The sequence below is a fragment of the Acidovorax temperans genome (assembly GCF_028596105.1).
Classification (GTDB): domain Bacteria; phylum Pseudomonadota; class Gammaproteobacteria; order Burkholderiales; family Burkholderiaceae_C; genus Acidovorax; species Acidovorax temperans.
Genome location: NZ_CP117193.1, coordinates 3,241,905 through 3,259,252 on the forward strand (window position 1 = coordinate 3,241,905; position 17,348 = coordinate 3,259,252).

Here is a 17,348-nt window from a genome sequence, read left to right on the forward strand (position 1 = left end):
GAAAACCGGAGAAAGGCCCGGCAACGAGGCGCAAGACGCGCAGCGGTACGTGTACCGTCAGCGGCGTGCAACAAAGTGGCCGGGCCTGTCTCCGGCTTTCCCGGAGGGTTGGGCCCTGAGGTTAGCGCTCGCGGCGTTGCAGACCTTGCCAAGGCTTGAGCCTTGCCAGCAGTCCGTGCCTTGCGATCACTAACCTCAGGGTCCAACGTGGGTACGTAAAAATGCATAACACGCTCTAAACCTGGGGTGGGCGCCACGCGCCCGTGAGCCTCGGGGGCGTGATTTTATGCCAGCGGCTTCCCGGGCGCAGAAAGGGGGCACAGAGGCCTTGGACCGCCGCGCCCTGCCCACCCCTCGCTCAGCGGGTGCGGCACAGCATGCCCTCAGTCAAAACAGTAATGGGCGCCAAAACGCTGGCCCACCCGCAGCACCTGGCCTGCCCCACGGGCCACCACGGCATTCATGCCGAAGGTAATGGCCCCGTCCAGGCGCTTGTCGCTGCGGTAGGTGCTCAGCGTATCGCTCACGGCAGGGCTGCTTTGCGCGGTGGCCGGGTCGATGTTGGGAATCGGGCAGCGGGCACAGGGCTTGACGTGGCGCAGCTCTGCGGTGTCGGCTTCGTCACCCTGCCCCACGGCAATGTGCACACCGTCGATGCGGTCCTCGTCATGGGCGTCCACACCGCCCAGCACCACATTGGGCCGAAAACGTTCCACGCCCACCGCCTCGTGCCCTTTGGCCACAAGTCGCTCATTCAGGTCGTCAATGGAGGCCTCGCTCGTCACCAGCACCGCAAACCCGTCGGCAAACTGGGTGTGCGCATCCAGTTCACCTGTCCACTTTTTGCTGGACAGGCGCAGGTGGTCCGGGTCAAAACGCACCAGGCGGCACGGCTGCCCCAGAAAATCGCTGAACCACTGGGCCGCCAGGGCGCCCATGTCCCACGCGGGCACCGTGTCATCCCACACAGTGACCGTGGCCGGGCCTTCCACCACATCCAGCGCCACATGCAACGCCAGCGTGCCCGGTGCCCGCAGCACCATTTCAGAGGATTTGAGCTGCGGGCGGATCAAGGCCATGCGCGGCAAGGTGCGCTGGGTCAGAAAATGCCCCTGCGCATCCACCACCATCCAGGCGCGGTCCAGGCCGAGGCCTGTTTCGGTCAGCACAGCCTCCTGCACCTCGATACCGGCGCACGATTTCACGGGGTAGATAAACAGCCGCGCAATGGTTCCCGTCACATCGAATTCTGTTTCTATAGACACGGTCCCACACTCCCATTGATTGATTCGTTCGTGCCATCTGGTCAGGCTGGTTGCCTGCGGCACACGGCAAAGTCGGAGATTCTGCACCGCGCCTGTGGTCGTCAGTGCCCTCCTACAATGCCCGCATGGCGCACACCTTTGACATTTGTATCCGTGGGGCCGGCATCGTCGGCCGCACCCTGGCCCTGTTGCTGGCACGCGAGCGCTTGCGTGTGGCACTGGTGGCCAACCCCACACCGCAGGCTGCCGCCGCACCCGATGTGCGCGCGTACGCACTGAACACCGCATCCCGCACCCTGCTTGAATCGTTGCGCAGCTGGCCCGACCCACAGCACGCCACGGCCGTAGCCCGCATGGACGTGTTTGGCGACAAGGATGGCGCGGTGCACTTCGACGCAGCCGCCCAGGGCGCCGAGGCGCTGGCCTGGATTGTGGACGTGCCTGCTCTGGAGCAACGTCTGGCCGAAGCCGTGCGCTACCAGCCCCAGGTAGAGGTGGTGCAAGCCCCCGTGAACGCTGCCCTGACGGTGGTGTGTGAAGGGCGCGCCAGCAGCACCCGGGCAGAGTTCGGCGTGGATTTCGAAGTCACCCCTTACACCCAACACGCCATCGCCACCCGGCTGGAATGTGAACACCCGCACGGCCAGGTGGCCCGGCAGTGGTTTTTGCCCGATGGCATCCTCGCCTTCTTGCCGCTGGATGGCCCAGAGGGTCGGTCGGTGGCCGTGGTCTGGTCGGTAGACCGCGAGCAAGTCGCCCCGCTGCTGGCGCTGGAGCCCGAAGCGTTTGCCGAGCAGCTCGAAACCGCCAGCCAGGGTGCGCTGGGGCGGCTCGAACTCACCTCCGCCCGCTCTTCGTGGCCGCTGCAGCAGGCGCAGGCGTCCCGCTGGTGCGGCCCGCTGCCCAGCCCTGGCAAAACCCCGCACAGCTGGGTGCTGGCGGGCGACGCGGCCCACAACATCCACCCCCTGGCAGGCCAGGGCCTGAACCTGGGGCTGGCCGATGCCCAGACCCTGGCCCGTGTGCTGCATGGCCGCGACTACTGGCGCAGCGTGGCCGACATGCGCCTGCTGCGCAGCTACGAACGCGAGCGCAAGGCCGCCATGCTGCCCATGAGCCTGGCCACCGACGGGCTGCAGCAGCTGTTTTCTCGCACTGAGAACCCGCTGCAAACCCTGCGCAACTGGGGCATGCGCGGCTTTGAACGCAATGGCCTTCTCAAAAACTGGATCGTCCGCCAGGCCATGGGAACCCATTGACGCCCGCGCACTCCGACAGCAACCGACGCCGCGCCATCGCACAACGCACAGGGCGGCAGCCAGCCAACTTTTGACTCCATCTGTTATGAAACTCATCCCTACCCTGCTGGCTGCGGCCACTTTGGCCTTTGGTCTGTCGGCCCAGGCACAAGAATCCACCATCCGCAAAACGCTGGGCGAACGCATCCCGCAAATGGGCAAGATCGACGAAGTGCGGCCCACCGCCATGCAGGGCCTGTACGAAGTGCGCATTGGCACGGACGTGTTCTATACCGACGCCAAGGGCAACTACGTCATTCAGGGCGAGCTTATCGACACCAAGGCCCGGCGCAACCTGACCGAAGACCGCATCAACAAGCTTACAGCCGTGGACTTTTCGGAGCTGCCCCTGAAGGATGCCTTCACCATCGTGCGCGGCGACGGCAAGCGCAAGGTGGCTGTGTTTGAAGACCCCAACTGCGGCTATTGCAAGCGCTTTGAACGCGACCTGCAGAACGTGGACAACATCACGGTGTACCTGTTCCTGTACCCGATCCTGAGCCCCGACTCGGCCGAAAAGTCCCGCAACGTCTGGTGTGCCAAAGACCGCGTGGCCGCCTGGCAAGACATGATGGTGCGCGAGAAGGTACCCGCCGCCGCCAGCTGCGACACCGCCGCCATCCAGCGCAACCTGGCCTTTGGCCGCAAGCACAAGATCACCGGCACCCCGACGTTGATTTTTGCCAATGGCTCGCGTGTGCCCGGCGCCATCAGCGCCCAAGAAGTGGAAAAACGCCTGGCCGAAGTGGCCGGCGAAGCCCCCAGCGCCAACTGAACCTGAGGGCTGGGCGCTGGCGCATGGCCGCTAGCACGCCGTTTCAGCCCCTGCCCCGACCAAGGAGCTTTCATGCCCAAGCCCCCAGCCGCCGCCCGCGCGGGCGTCCATTACGACGTGCTTGCTGCCCACCTGCAAGCGCATCTGTTTCAGGTGACCCTGACCATTGCCCAGCCCCAGGCACAGCAAACGGTGTCGCTGCCTGTGTGGATTCCCGGCAGCTACCTGGTGCGCGAATTTGCCAAAAACCTGCAAAACCTGCGCGCCCGCCAGGGCAAGCGCGAAGTCAGTCTGCAGCAGACCGACAAGCACACTTGGGTGGCCGATTGCCACGGCAAGGCGCCCCTGGTGTTGACCTACGAAGTGTGCGCCTACGACAACTCGGTGCGCACGGCATGGCTCGATGCATCGCGCGGCTTTTTCAACGGCACCAGCCTGTGCCTGCGGGTGCATGGGCAAGAGCAGCAACCTCACACCCTGGAGGTGTCCGCCCCGGCAGCGCCCACCTGGACCCTGGCCACCGGGCTGGCTGCGCTGAAGGTCGATAAGAAAGGCTTTGGCCTGTACGCCGCAGCCCACTACGACGAACTGGTGGACTGCCCTGTAGAAATGGGCGACTTCTGGGTGGGCAAGTTCACCGCATGCGGTGTGCCCCACCGCTTCGTGGTGGCCGGGGCCGCGCCATCGTTTGACGGCCAGCGCCTGTTGGCCGACACGCAGAAGATTTGCGAAACCGCCATTCGCTTCTGGCACGGCCAGGGCAAAGCCCCGTTCACCAGCTACCTGTTCATGCTTAACGCCGTGAACGACGGCTACGGCGGGCTGGAACACCGCAACTCCACTGCCTTGATCTGCGGTCGCCGCGACCTTCCCCGCCAGGGCGAGGCGCGCCAGAGCGAGGGCTACACCACACTGCTTGGCCTCATCAGCCACGAATATTTCCACACCTGGAACGTGAAGCGGCTGCGCCCCGCCGAGTTTGCCGGCTACGACTACGACCAGGAAAACTACACGCAGCTGCTGTGGTTTTTCGAGGGCTTTACCAGCTATTACGACGACCTGCTGCTGCGCCGTGCGGGCCTGATTGACGACACCACCTACCTCAAGCTCATCACCAAGACCATCAACCAGGTGCTGCAAACGCCTGGCCGCCAGGTGCAAACGGTGGCACAAGCCAGCTTTGATGCCTGGGTGAAGTACTACCGCCAGGACGAAAACACCCCCAACGCCACGGTGAGCTACTACACCAAAGGCTCGCTGGTGGCGCTGTGCCTGGACCTGCACCTGCGCCAGCACGGCAAGGCCACGCTGGACGACGTGATGCGTGGCCTGTGGAGCCGCTGCAAGGCAGGCCCCATGAGCGAAGCAGATTTGCTGACCGTGCTGGAGGAGCTGACCGGGCGCAGCTACGCCACCGAAATTGCGCAGTGGGTGCACAGCACCGACGAGCTGCCGCTGGCCGCCTTGCTGGCCGCACACGGCGTGACCCTCAAGCCCGACACTGCCCAGCTCGCGCAGCGCCTGGGCATTCGGGTGGCCGAAAACCACAGTGTGCAGATCAAGACCGTGCTGCGCGGCAGCGCTGCGGAACAGGCCGGTTTTGCTGCGGGCGACGAATGGCTGGGCCTGCGGGTGAAAACCCAGGCCTGGCGCATCAGCAAGCTCGACGACGTGGCGTTTTACGCCGGCCCCCAAACCAAACTGGTGGCCGTGGTGGCGCGCGACGGCCGTTTGCTGGAACTGCCCCTGACCCTGCCTGCTGCGGTGCCGCCAGGCAGCGCCGCCCAAGGCAAAGCCCGCCGCCAGCCCCAGCCGGATACCGTGAACCTGACCGCCACAGACACTGCCGCCGCCAGCCGCTGGCTTGGCGGCGCTGCGTGACAGCAAGGTGCAAGCTGCTTGGATATAGTCAACGGCTGCCCTGCTGGACTGAACCAGCCCCCATTTCAAAAACCCAAACCAGGAGACAACATGGCCTACGAAACCATTGAAGTGCGCACCGAAGGCGAGAAGGTTGGCATCATCACGCTCAACCGCCCCAAGCAACTCAACGCACTGAACGACCAGCTCATGAACGAGCTGGGCGAAGCCCTGAAGGCGTTTGATGCCGACGAAAAGATCGGCTGCATGATCATCACCGGCAGCGAAAAGGCCTTTGCCGCAGGGGCCGACATTGGCGCCATGGCCAAGTACAGCTTTGCCGATGCTTACAAGGGCGACTACATCACCCGCAACTGGGAAGCCATTCGCAGCATCCGCAAGCCCGTGATTGCTGCTGTGAGCGGCTTTGCGCTGGGTGGCGGCTGCGAACTGGCCATGATGTGCGACTTCATCATCGCCGCCGACAACGCCAAGTTTGGCCAGCCCGAAATCAAGCTGGGCGTGATCCCCGGCGCGGGCGGGACGCAGCGCCTGCCACGCGCCGTGGGCAAGTCCAAGGCGATGGACATGGCCCTCACTGGCCGCATGATGGACGCCACCGAAGCCGAGCGCGCTGGGCTGGTGAGCCGTGTGGTGCCGTTCGACAAGATGATGGACGAGGCCCTGGGCGCCGCGCTGATCATTGCGGACTTCTCGCAGATCGCCGTGATGGCAGCCAAGGAATCGGTGAACCGCGCCTTTGAAGGCACGCTGGCCGATGGCGTGATGTTTGAGCGCCGCCTGTTCCACGCGCTGTTTGCCACGCAAGACCAAAAAGAAGGCATGGACGCCTTCCTGGGCAAACGCAAAGCCAATTTTGTGCACCAGTGATTTTTTTGGTCTATAATTTGAGGCTTCGGTGGTATAGCTCAGTTGGTTAGAGCGCAGCATTCATAATGCTGATGTCCCAGGTTCAAGTCCCGGTACCACCACCAAATCAAAAACCCTGCATGGTTCGCCATGCAGGGTTTTTTGTTTATGGCCCAATTTTCGGCGGCAGGCCCCGGCGCAGGCACTGCGTAGCAATGTGCGGCTGCGTCCCTTGGCAGGCTCAGAGGCCTGCCTAGTTTTTCAAGCATTTTTGGTCTCCAAGCCAGACATGGAAAGCGCTAGCAGCTATCAATGAGATAGCAATCCATCCGAAGTAACCAGCCCACCCAGGGCTTCCACCCCCACGGGCGGCTCGGTCAGCCAGGGCAGCACAAAGGTGCGCTGGGCCAGGCCCTGCGCTATGCGCTCGCACTGCTTTTGCTCACCCGCCAGGCGGGCTTGCAGCAGCGGATCAGACGTGCCCGTGGCAGCCACGCTTTTGTTGATGACCCATGCCCAGGGCTCGATGTGGGCGCGGCGCAAGTCTTCCTGCAGCGCTGCGGCCTGGCTGACGGGCGTCACCTCGGGCAGCGTCACGATGACCACATGGGTCATGTCGGCGTCTTGCAGGCGCATCAGCGGAGTGGTGATGTGCTTGGCCATCGCGCCCCCGGCGCTGCCCTGGTATTGCTGGGTCATCTGCCGGTGGTAGGCCCCGGTGGCGTCCATCAGCAGCAGGCTGTGGCCGGTGGGGGCGGTGTCCAGCACCGCAAAGGCCGTGCGGGCTTCGTTCACCACGCGGCTGAAGGCGTGGAACACGGCCACCTCTTCAGTGCAGGGCGACTGCAGGTCTTCCAGCAGCAGCGCGCGGCCTGCGTCATCCAGAGCCTTGCCGCGCGTGGCCATGATCTTGTCGATGTAGGCCTGCGTTTCGGCCCGGGGGTCGATGCGCCCCACTTTCAGCCCGGGCAGGCTGCCGTCGAGCTGGCTTTGCACATGGGCCGCCGGGTCGGTGATGGTGAGGTGCACGCTGTGGCCCCGCTGCACCAGGCCCACGGCCAGGGCAGCGGCAATGGTGGTTTTGCCAACGCCGCCCTTGCCCATCACCATGATGAGCCCGTGGCCCTTGGCAGCCAGTGCGTCGGCCATGGCGGCCAGCGGTTCGGCCTGCAAAGCGGCGCCGGTCGCCGCCGCTGGCGTAGCGGGGGGTACGGCACCCCCACCCAGCAAGGCGCGCAGGGCTGGCAGGCCCACGGTGTCGAAGGCACGCAGGGGCACTTCGTCGCGCGGCAGTTGCGCCAGGGCATCAGGCATCTGGCCCATGGCCTCGCGGCCCAGGCGCTCGATGGCGTCGGCCACCGGGACTTGCCCCGGCTGGCTGGCGCGGAACACGCCATTGATGGCCAGGCGCTGGTTGGCAAGCCCCAGGGCGCGCAGTTCCACGGCGGTGCGGGCGGCCTCTTGCATAGGGCGGGGGTCGGGGCGGGCGACGAGCACCACGGTGGTCAGCGCAGGGTTGCTCAGTGCCGCCAGGGCCGCGTTGAAGCGGGCCTCCTGCATCTTCAGCCCCGAGTGCGGCCCCAGGCAGGAAGCGCCTCGGTCGTTGCCCGCCAAAAATCCCGTCCAGGCCTTGGGCAAGCTCAGCAGGCGCAGCGTGTGCCCCGTGGGCGCGGTGTCGAACACCACATGGTCGAAGGTGTGGGCCGCGTCCGCCCCCTCTCCGGCCAGCAGGGCGGCAAATTCATCGAACGCGGCGATTTCGGTGGTGCAGGCGCCCGAGAGCTGCTCGCGCACCGTGGCGCGCTCGTCTTCGGTGGCCGTGGCCTCCAGTTGCGCCAACACGCGCTGGCGGTAGGCCTCGGCGGCGTTATCGGGGTCGATGTTGAGCATGCTCAGCCCCGGCACACCGGGCACGGGCACCGGCTGGTTGGACAGCGGCACACCCAGCATTTCATCGAGGTTGGAGGCTGCGTCAGTGCTCACCAGCAGCACGCGCCGCCCGGCGTCTGCCAACGCGATGGCAGTGGCGGTCGACAAGGAGGTTTTACCCACACCCCCCTTGCCGGTGAAGAACAGAAAACGGGTGGGTTGGGCCAGCAGGCCCAGGGCGGCGGAAGAGTAGGAAGCAGCAGCGACGCTCATCACACCAGCATGGCACAAGCCTGTGAATTTGTCTCGCACTCCGCGCCACCTGGGGGCCTCCAAACTGCTGCCAATTGGCTTGCGTCAAAAATCGCAGCAGCCCTGCTGCAGCGGGCCCGCCGTTACCCCACGCCTGCGATCAGTGGTTGTGCGCTAACCCGCTCACCATCATCACCACGACCATCCCGGCGATCAGCCAGGCAATCTGCGCGATGGTTTCGCGCGCCGTGAGCCGCTTTTGCAGCTGAGGGATCAAATCGGCCAGCGCCACATACACAAAGCTGCTCGACGCCACGGCCAGGAAGTACGGCAAAAAGTCTTGCAACTGCCCCACCAGGAAGTAACCCACCGCCCCGCCCAGCGCGGTCACGGCCCCGGCCAGCGACACCTTCAGCAGCGCCATGCGCCGGTTGGCGCTGGTCTGGCGCAGCACCACCAGGTCGCCCATGTGGTGTGGCACCTCGTGCGCCATCACCGACACGGCGGCAATCACCCCCAGGCGCATGTCGGCCATGAAGGCCGATGCGATCAGAATGCCGTCGCCAAAGCAATGCACGCTGTCGCCCGTGAGCAGCGCCCAGCCCCCCGCACGCGGCCCGTGATGGTGCGCATGGCCATGGTTGTGCCCATGGTTGTGCCCATGGTTGTGCCCATGGTGATGGCCGTGGTGGTGGTCATGGTGGGCGTCGTGCGCGGCTGGCTCTGCATGGCTGTGCTCGTGCCCGTGGTGCCACAGCTCGGCCTTGTCCAGCAGAAAGAAAAACACCACGCCCACCAGCAAGGTGGCGAACAGGTCGTGCGCGCCCGCCTGGCTCTCAAACGCCTCGGGCAGCAAGTGCATGAAGGCTGTGGCCAGCAAGGCCCCTGCCGCCAGGCTGAGCAGGTGCGGCGGGCCCACGCCATCGTGGCGCCCACCCAGGCCCATACGCATCAGCAGTGCTGCAGCCCACACGCTGCCAATGCCCGCAGCCAGCGTGGCGATCAAGATTGCTATCAATGTCATAGCTATTAGCGCTTATCAGTATTGCCCTAGAGGCATTTTTTATCAAACATCTGCACACCCCCAGCCAACTTCGCTGACCACGCCAGGGCAGCCCTTGGCAAACCACTGGTGAAGCGTGAACTGCGCCATCTGTTTTGAACCAGGCCGGCACGCACTGTAAGCCGCATTCCGCTGCGCCGTTGCAGCGGCAGGTGCGGAGGTTGGCGTAAAAAGTGCGCAGCGTTTGGGGGCACCACAAACTAGGAAACCTTGGCTGCAGCAAAGCCGCTGGCGAGGGCTGATTTCATCTTAGCAATCGTGTCAATAGGCCCCGCAGAACTTTTTCAACACTTTTTTAGCAGACAGTGTGCCGCCCTTCTCCGTGGCAAAGCCCGCGCAATGCAGCCCAAGGCGGGTGCGCGATGGGTATTGCGGCACGCCACATGTGGCAGCGGCGCCATCGCAACCCACTCCACCGCTATCAAAAAAATAGCTGCTGGCGCTTGATTATCAAGCGCCAGCAGCCGTTTTCATGCACAAAGCAAATTCGGCAGACCCACCCAGCCCAGGCGGGCCGCCCGCTTCAGGCCGCCCGCTTCAAGCCGCCTGTTTGGCCGCCAGCTTGTCCTGCGTCTTCGTCTCAAAGTCGCTGGCGTCGTGCCGCTCGTGCAACTGGCTCGCCAGGTCACCACGCACCCGGTTCACCATGCGGCCGCGCTGCACAGCGCGGCGCTGGCCCACCTGCTCGGCCCAGCGCAGCACGTGGGTGTATTCGTGCACCTGCAAAAACTCGCCCGCGTCGTAGGCTTCGCCCTTCACCATCAGCCCATACCAGGGCCAGATCGCCATGTCGGCCACGGTGTACTCGTTGCCCGCCACGTATTCCGTCACGGCCAGACGCTGGTTCAGCACGTCGAGCTGTCGCTTGGTTTCCATGGCATAGCGGTCAATCGCGTACTCGATCTTGACCGGCGCGTAGGCATAAAAATGCCCAAACCCTCCCCCCACGAACGGCGCACTGCCCATCTGCCAGAACAGCCACGACAGGCACTCGGCCCGCGCCGCGCCGTCCTTGGGCAAAAAGGCACCAAACTTCTCGGCCAGATACATCAGGATGGCCCCAGACTCGAACACCCGCACCGGGTTGGCGGGGTCAGTGCGGTCCAGCAGCGCGGGGATCTTGGAATTGGGGTTCACAGACACAAACCCGCTGCCAAACTGCTCGCCCTCGTTGATGCGGATCAACCACGCGTCGTACTCCGCCCCGCTGTGGCCCAGCGCCAGCAGCTCTTCCAGCATGATCGTGACCTTCACGCCATTGGGCGTGCCCAGCGAATACAGCTGCAGCGGGTGCTTGCCCACGGGCAGCTCTTTATCGTGCGTAGCCCCGGCAACGGGCCGGTTGATGCTGGCGAACTGGCCGCCGTTTTCTTTGTTCCATTGCCAGATGGCGGGAGGGGTGTAGGAGGTGGACATATGGGCTCCAAAAAATTGGAAGGAAGAGAGGAAGGTTGCCAGTGGCTGCTGAATGAGTTTAGCGATGGGGTTTAGTAACTCCGGCGCAAGAACCAATGTCCTTCAACACGCATGCATGATTTCCAAAATTGAAAATCAACCGTTGCGGCTGCTTTATTCGGCCGCGGCGTGAGACAAACTGAGCGTTCCTAAATAACCGTATAGAAATAGCGTCACACTGCAACAGTGACGCATAGCATTTCTCAACAAATCAACCGACTACACCACCAGCAGCCCGCTTAAGTTGCCATTCAAGCATTCTCCGAGCGGTCGCTATCACTTCAGAGAACACAAGTACTCCAACATCTGGCTCTAGATTGTTCATGGGGTAATCAGCCGACCGACTTCCACCAATTACGAGGACACGGATGCGCTTGGTTGTGGACTTTGCAAGCTCATGACGATAGTCAAGAGCCTGCGTGTAGTCTTCGCGCTTAAGCGCATGACTCGGTCTCTTAAATTCAATGAGCAAATACTCAGCAGCGTGATCTTCACTGAGCAGAAGGTCTGGTCGAAGATCTGCTTTTTCACCCACATACTTCTTGCCGATAGTCTGCTCGACCATACTGCGCAGCGTCTTGTTGGAGCTGAACAAAGAAAACTGATTTCCAAGCACCCACAAGTTCTTTTCTAGTGCCTTGTGCATCGTTGATTCCAGGGTTGACGGGCTCGCAAGAAGTGTTTCCAAGTTGTCCAAATACGCCTGCCGAGCAGTAGCTTGTTCCACCAAATAAGCCATTTCAGCCAAGCCAAACTCGTCAAGTGCCTCTGCAATTGCAGCTATATCTTTTCGGGAAGAATCGGCGATGTGCTCCAACAAAGTGCCGTAATCGGTTCTCTCAATCGCTTCCAGCAGAACGAACACATAGGGCTCAATTTTCTCCACCGGCTCCCCGAAGAACCGATCTAACACTCGCTTAATGGCCCGATCTGCGTACTCACGCCGATACTCAGGAAGTGTTGCCAATCGATCGTGAACCTTGCGACTCAAACGAGCTTGAGCCAATTGCATTTCTTGGCCGTACTGGAGGCTGTAGGCATTACGAATAAGTGGTTGCACTGCTTCACGGACTTTTGCCAGCAACTCGCTGTTCTCTAGCACCGCGTCCCATCCGGCAGTCACGTGATCCCGCAGATCATCTGCATCAAGCTCTCCGTAGAGCCTCTTCAGCAACTTGGGCGGAAAATCATCTGACTCATCGAGTCCAAAAAAAGTAGGCCGCCCCACAGCTTTGCCATCTACTCGAATCTGGATTCCCGGCTGACGGGTTACCGATTTATTTTCGCCAACTGTGATCCTCAACCGGACATTCGACATACCGTCGACAGCTAGCGTTTCATCACGGTATGTGCCCTGTACATCATCAACACCAAGTCTCTTGCCATTGACGCTAATGGACACTCCCTCCTCGCGACCATATTCCTGCAGAAGAACTTGGCGGAGCTTCCCAGGATCAGGAAACGCGAGACCTTGATGTAAGCCGGATAAGGTGATTTTGGTCCCGTGCTCGGATACACCACAGTCCGTACTTCGAAGCTCGATAGGAAGCTGTTCAATATCCTCAATCTGGGCCAAGTCCGATAGGCGGACAGTGAACGTACTCAGTCGTGAACGAGTCCGGGTCTCTACGGTCATCTCAGCCGCCGCCATAAGTCCGGCGAATTTGCCAATACCTTTGCGTCCTTTTACGCGCCTGTTCTTTCCCGCAGTGCGCAGGCCCCGCAGTACCCGCCGGTCAGCAGCGATTGCCAAATAGTGGCGACTAACTTCCTCTGCGGTCATGCCAGTTCCGTCGTCCTCAATCACGATGGGCTCATCACTCATTGGGGACGGTAGTTTGATGCTCACGCTCTCAGCATCAGCATCCCACGCGTTATCTACCAATTCCTTAAGCGCCTTTTCAGTCGACGAATACTCCTGACTCAAAAGACTGGCAAGCCGCGAACTGACTTGAAAACGTGCGCTTCCCTTTTTCACAAGCTCTCTCCTCTTGTTTTATCGATGCCTCATATGGACATCTATTTCCGCTCGCACCGCGCGGTCTGCCCACATTTTTTCTCACACAAAGGACGACAGACCGCAACGAATCACTTCATATTTGATAGCTACCAGCGCTTAAAAGACAGGCTCAAGAGGCCAAAACGCTCTAAATGCCTATCTTTTACAGCGGCCATCGCGCTCAATGCGCCTTATCCCAATTAGCCCCCACCCCCACTTCCGCCAATAACGGCACCTTCAGCGCCGCCACTTCCGCCATCAGGCGCGGGATGTGGGTCTTGAGCCAGTCCACCTCGCTCTCGGGCAGTTCGAACACCAGTTCGTCGTGCACCTGCATGATCATCTTGATTTCTGGCTTGTGGGCGTCCAGCTCTTTCTGCACCGCAACCATGGCCAGCTTGATGAGGTCTGCCGCCGTGCCCTGCATGGGCGCGTTGATGGCGGCGCGTTCGGCCCCGGCGCGGCGGGGGCCGTTGGGGGAGTTGATCTCGGGCAGGTACAGGCGGCGGCCAAACACGGTTTCGACATAGCCCATGGATTTGGCGGCGGCCTTGGTGTCGTCCATGTACTGCTTCACGCCGGGGTAGCGCTGGAAGTATTTGTCGATGTAGGCGGCGGCGGCCTTGGTTTCGATGCCTAAGTTTTTGGCCAGGCCGAAGCTGCTCATGCCGTAGATGAGGCCGAAGTTGATGACCTTGGCGTAGCGGCGCTGTTCGCTGGTGACCTGATCGACCTCCACCCCAAACACCTCGGCAGCGGTGGCGCGGTGCACGTCCAGCCCGGCGTGGAAGGCGTGCAGCAGCGAGTGGTCGCCGCTCAGGTGGGCCATGATGCGCAGCTCGATCTGGGAGTAGTCGGCGCTGGCAATCACGCGGCCTGCGGGGGCCACAAAGGCCTCGCGCACGCGGCGGCCTTCGGGGGTGCGGATGGGGATGTTCTGCAGGTTGGGGTCGTTGCTGGACAAGCGGCCTGTGACGGCCACGGCCTGCGCGTAGTGCGTGTGCACGCGGCCTGTGCGCGGCAGGGCCAGCTGGGCGAGCTTGTCGGTGTAGGTGCCCTTGAGCTTGACGAGGCTGCGGTGCTCCAGCAGCTTGGCGGGCAAGGGGTAGTCTTCGGCCAGCTTTTCCAGCACCTCTTCGTCGGTGCTGCGGGCGCCGGTGGCGGTCTTCTTGATCACGGGCATGCCCAGCTTGTCGAAGAAGATTTCGCCCAACTGCTTGGGGCTGCTCAGGTTGAAGGGCTGGCCTGCAATCTCATACGCCTCGGTTTCCAGCTGCAGGATGCGCTGGCCCAGTTCATGGCTTTGGGCGGCCAGCGTGGGTGCGTCAATCAGCACGCCATTGCGTTCGATGCGGTACAGGGCCTCACTGCTGGCAATCTCCAGCTCGTAGATGAAGCGCAGTTTGTCGTCCGCCTGCAGCAGGGGCCACAGGGCGTTGTGCACGTCCAGGGTCTGGTCGGAGTCTTCGCACGAGTAGGCGGCGGCCTTATCCACAGGCACCTGCGCGAACGGGATCTGGTGCGCGCCTTTGCCGCACAGGTCTTCGTAAGTGATGCCTTTGCGGCCGGTGTGGCGCTCGGCCAGGCTGGTCAGGTTGTGGGGCTTGTGCACTTCGAGCACATAGCTTTGCAGCATGGTGTCGTGCGCGTAGCCCTGCACTTCGATGCCGTGGTTGGCGAACACGTGGCGGTCGTATTTGATGTGCTGGCCCAGCTTGTGGTGCTTGGGGTCCTCCAGCCAGGGCTTGAGGCGGGCCAGCACTTCATCCAGCGGCAGTTGCGCGGGCGCGTCGGGGCCTTCGTGGCGCAGGGGGATGTAGGCGGCTTCGCCGGGCTGCACACTGAAGCTGATGCCGACGATTTGGGCGCGCATCTCGTCCAGCGAATCGGTCTCGGTGTCGATCGCCGTGAGCGGGGCTTTGTGCAGGCGCTCCATCCACTGGTCAAAGTCGGCCCAGTTGAGGATGGTGTCGTACACCACCGTGCGGTGCTGGGCTTCTTCGGCCACGGTGCTGGCGGAGTGATCCGCAAACAAGTCACCGCTTTGGCCGGGCATGGCGACGGTGGGGGCTGCAGCGGCGGGGGCGGCTGCACCTTTGATGGCAGCGGCCAGGCCCTTGAAGCCGTATTTTTCGTAGAACGGCAGCAAGCCCTCGTTGTCGGGCGCATCGAGCGTGATGTCATCAAACGCGGGCAGGCCGGGGATGTAGTCGGCCAGCGCGCAGTCGGTCTTCATGGTGACGAGCTGGCGGCTCAAGGCCAGTTGGCCGCTGGCAATGGCCTCGCGCAGGTTGTTGCCTGCCACGCCCTTGATGGCGTCGGCGTTGGCAATCAGGTTGTCGAGCGAGCCATATTCTTCCAGCCACTTGGCGGCCGTCTTGGGGCCCACCTTGGCAACGCCGGGCACGTTGTCCACGGTGTCGCCCACCAGGGCCTGGTAGTCCACCATCAGCGCGGGGGGCACGCCAAACTCGGCCGTCACGCCCGCCACATCGCGGCGCTTGCCGCTCATGGTGTCGATGATGGTGATGTGCTCGTTGACCAGCTGGCTCAAGTCTTTGTCGCCGCTGGAGACGATGACCTCGATGCCCTGCGCAGCGGCCATGTTCGCCAGGGTGGCAATCACGTCGTCGGCCTCCACGCCGGGCACGGCCACCACCTTCCAGCCCAGAAGGTCCACCACCTGGTGGATGGGCTCGATCTGGCTGCGCAGGTCGTCAGGCATGGGCGAGCGGGTGGCCTTGTATTCGGTGTACAGCGCATCGCGGAAGGTGGGGCCGCTGGCGTCGAACACGCACACGGCGTAGTCGGCAGTCACCTCTTTGCGCAGGGCCTGCATCATGTTGATCATGCCGCGAATGGCGCCTGTGGCAGGGCTTGTGGGGTCGCCCGGCACGGCCCGCAGGTCGGGCATGGCATGGAAGGCGCGGTAGAGGTAGCTGGAGCCATCCACCAGCACCAAGGTCTTTTTGTCAGTCATGAACGGATTGTGCACGGGCACGGTGCCTGCGGCCCGCGCTCTACAATCGGCCCCATGCGCGCACTCCACCTCTTTCTTCTGCTGGGCTTGGCGTCCAGCCCCCTGCTGGCCCAAAATACTAACCAAAATGCCACCCAGGGCACAGTGGATAAGCGCGAGCAGCTATCAAATCCAGAGCAAATGGAAGGCCGCACCAACCAGCGCACCGAGCGCATTCGCGTCGAAGACGGCGGCAGCCGTGTGGACGAGCTGCGCGTGGGCGGCCAGACGCAAAGCATCAACGTGCAGCCCAAGAACAGCGACATGCCCGCCTACGAGGTCAAATCACCCGACGGCGCCCGCAGCCGCGCTGGCAGCAACAGCGGTGCCGAAACCAACACCGCACCTCGGGTGTGGAACGTGATGAAGTTCTGAGCCAAGGCCCCAACGCTCATCCCAAATACACAAGTTGCCAGCATCGGGCACCGGCCCGGTGGCTGGCTTTTTTACCGAATGGCCCCGACCAATTTCACACCCGTACGGGGCTTTTAGACCGCTTTCCTGCCGAACCGAACCATGGCTGTTTTTACCGAAGTCTCCAAAAAAGATGCACGCGAAGTGCTGCGCCGCCTGCAAATTGGCGAGCTGGTCGAACTGCGCGGCATTGAGGGCGGGATTGAAAACACCAACTACTTCCTCACCAGCACGCAGGGTGAATTCGTGCTCACACTGTTCGAGCGCCTGACGGCCGAGCAACTGCCGTTTTACCTGCACCTGATGAAGCACCTGGCGCACGGCGGCATCCCCGTGCCCGAGCCGCGTGGTGACAAGTACGGCGAAATCCTGCACACCGTGGCGGGCAAGCCTGCGGCGGTGGTGAGCAAGCTGCGCGGCAAGAGCCAGTTGGCCCCCGAGCCCGTGCACTGCGCGGCCGTGGGCGCCATGCTGGCCCGCATGCACCTGGTGGGGCGCGACTTTGACCGCCACCAGCCCAATCTGCGCGGCCTGCCCTGGTGGAACGAAACCGTGCCTGTGGTGCTGCCGCACCTGGACGCCGCCCAGGCTGCGCTGCTGCAGTCGGAACTGGCTTATCAAAACCATGTGGCGGCCTCGTCCACCTATGCCGCCCTGCCCCGTGGCCCGGTGCACGCCGACCTGTTCCGCGACAACGTGATGTTTGCCGAAGACACCCTCACCGGCTTCTTCGACTTTTACTTTGCGGGCGTGGACACCTGGCTGTTCGACTTGGCCGTGTGCCTGAACGACTGGTGCATTGACCTGCCCACGGGCGCCCACCACGCTGAGCGCGCCGCCGCCATGCTCACCGCCTACCAGTCGGTGCGCCCGCTCACGGCGGCCGAGCGCGAGCTGCTGCCCGCCATGCTGCGCGCGGGCGCCCTGCGCTTTTGGATATCGCGCCTGTGGGACTTTTACCTGCCGCGCGAGGCGTCGATGCTCAAGCCGCACGACCCCACGCATTTCGAGCGGGTGCTGCAGGGCCGCATTGCCAACCCTCTGCACGTCTGAGGCTCTGCACCTGCCTGGGCAGGCAACTTTGCAAGCCAGGGGTTTGTCGGGCGGCCTGGGGTGGGTGCATGGCGTACCGCCCATAGCCCTTCGCCCTGACCCGGCGCACGCCCCTGGGGTAAATTCACGCCCTGGCGTGCGCTGAGCCGCCCTGGC

At 63.0% G+C, this 17,348-nt stretch carries 12 protein-coding genes and 1 tRNA gene; 7 read left to right on the forward strand and 6 right to left on the reverse strand.

Annotated features, from left to right (window positions below):
- Positions 1 to 383: 383 nt before the first annotated feature.
- Positions 384 to 1,265, reverse strand: coding sequence for an MOSC domain-containing protein (locus tag PQV96_RS15240; protein WP_273623428.1), 882 nt, complete (start codon positions 1,263 to 1,265; stop codon positions 384 to 386).
- A gap of 125 nt (positions 1,266 to 1,390) precedes the next feature.
- On the opposite strand from PQV96_RS15240, the gene PQV96_RS15245 reads away from it, so the two are divergent.
- The 5 genes from PQV96_RS15245 to PQV96_RS15265 all read left to right on the forward strand — a co-directional run bounded on the left by PQV96_RS15245 (position 1,391) and on the right by PQV96_RS15265 (position 6,193).
- Positions 1,391 to 2,524 carry an FAD-dependent monooxygenase gene (locus PQV96_RS15245; RefSeq protein WP_044399459.1) on the forward strand — a complete coding sequence of 378 codons (1,134 nt, stop codon included), beginning with the start codon at positions 1,391 to 1,393 and terminating at the stop codon, positions 2,522 to 2,524.
- Between the two features lie 85 nt (positions 2,525 to 2,609).
- The gene (locus PQV96_RS15250) at positions 2,610 to 3,338 is read left to right on the forward strand and encodes a DsbC family protein (RefSeq protein WP_066788611.1); all 729 of its coding nucleotides are present in this window, start codon (positions 2,610 to 2,612) and stop codon (positions 3,336 to 3,338) included.
- Between the two features lie 72 nt (positions 3,339 to 3,410).
- Positions 3,411 to 5,219, forward strand: a complete 1,809-nt coding sequence (locus tag PQV96_RS15255; protein WP_207373713.1) for a M61 family metallopeptidase — start codon at positions 3,411 to 3,413, stop codon at positions 5,217 to 5,219.
- A gap of 90 nt (positions 5,220 to 5,309) precedes the next feature.
- Positions 5,310 to 6,089, forward strand: a complete 780-nt coding sequence (locus tag PQV96_RS15260) for an enoyl-CoA hydratase (RefSeq protein WP_207373712.1) — start codon at positions 5,310 to 5,312, stop codon at positions 6,087 to 6,089.
- Between the two features lie 27 nt (positions 6,090 to 6,116).
- Positions 6,117 to 6,193 (forward strand) — tRNA-Met (locus PQV96_RS15265).
- A gap of 184 nt (positions 6,194 to 6,377) precedes the next feature.
- Here PQV96_RS15265 and arsA read toward each other — a convergent pair.
- The 5 genes from arsA to polA form a co-directional block, all read right to left on the reverse strand.
- Positions 6,378 to 8,210: an arsenical pump-driving ATPase gene (arsA, locus tag PQV96_RS15270; RefSeq protein ID WP_273623431.1), complete on the reverse strand. Its 1,833-nt coding sequence runs from the start codon at positions 8,208 to 8,210 to the stop codon at positions 6,378 to 6,380.
- Between the two features lie 139 nt (positions 8,211 to 8,349).
- Entirely contained in the window at positions 8,350 to 9,213 is an 864-nt protein-coding gene (locus tag PQV96_RS15275; RefSeq protein ID WP_273623432.1) for a ZIP family metal transporter, read from the reverse strand.
- A 576-nt stretch (positions 9,214 to 9,789) separates the two neighbouring features.
- Positions 9,790 to 10,668 carry a glutathione-dependent disulfide-bond oxidoreductase gene (gene yghU / locus PQV96_RS15280; RefSeq protein ID WP_273623434.1) on the reverse strand — a complete coding sequence of 293 codons (879 nt, stop codon included), beginning with the start codon at positions 10,666 to 10,668 and terminating at the stop codon, positions 9,790 to 9,792.
- Positions 10,669 to 10,918: 250 nt separating this feature from the next.
- Entirely contained in the window at positions 10,919 to 12,685 is a 1,767-nt protein-coding gene (locus PQV96_RS15285) for an ATP-binding protein (RefSeq protein ID WP_273623436.1), read from the reverse strand.
- A 202-nt stretch (positions 12,686 to 12,887) separates the two neighbouring features.
- Positions 12,888 to 15,686: a DNA polymerase I gene (polA, locus tag PQV96_RS15290; protein ID WP_273623437.1), complete on the reverse strand. Its 2,799-nt coding sequence runs from the start codon at positions 15,684 to 15,686 to the stop codon at positions 12,888 to 12,890.
- A gap of 54 nt (positions 15,687 to 15,740) precedes the next feature.
- On the opposite strand from polA, the gene PQV96_RS15295 reads away from it, so the two are divergent.
- A complete protein-coding gene (locus PQV96_RS15295; protein WP_207375109.1) occupies positions 15,741 to 16,100 on the forward strand; it encodes a hypothetical protein in 360 nt (119 codons plus the stop codon).
- A gap of 141 nt (positions 16,101 to 16,241) precedes the next feature.
- Complete coding sequence (locus PQV96_RS15300; RefSeq protein WP_273623438.1) at positions 16,242 to 17,192, forward strand: homoserine kinase; 951 nt, start codon at positions 16,242 to 16,244, stop codon at positions 17,190 to 17,192.
- Positions 17,193 to 17,348 lie beyond the last annotated feature (156 nt).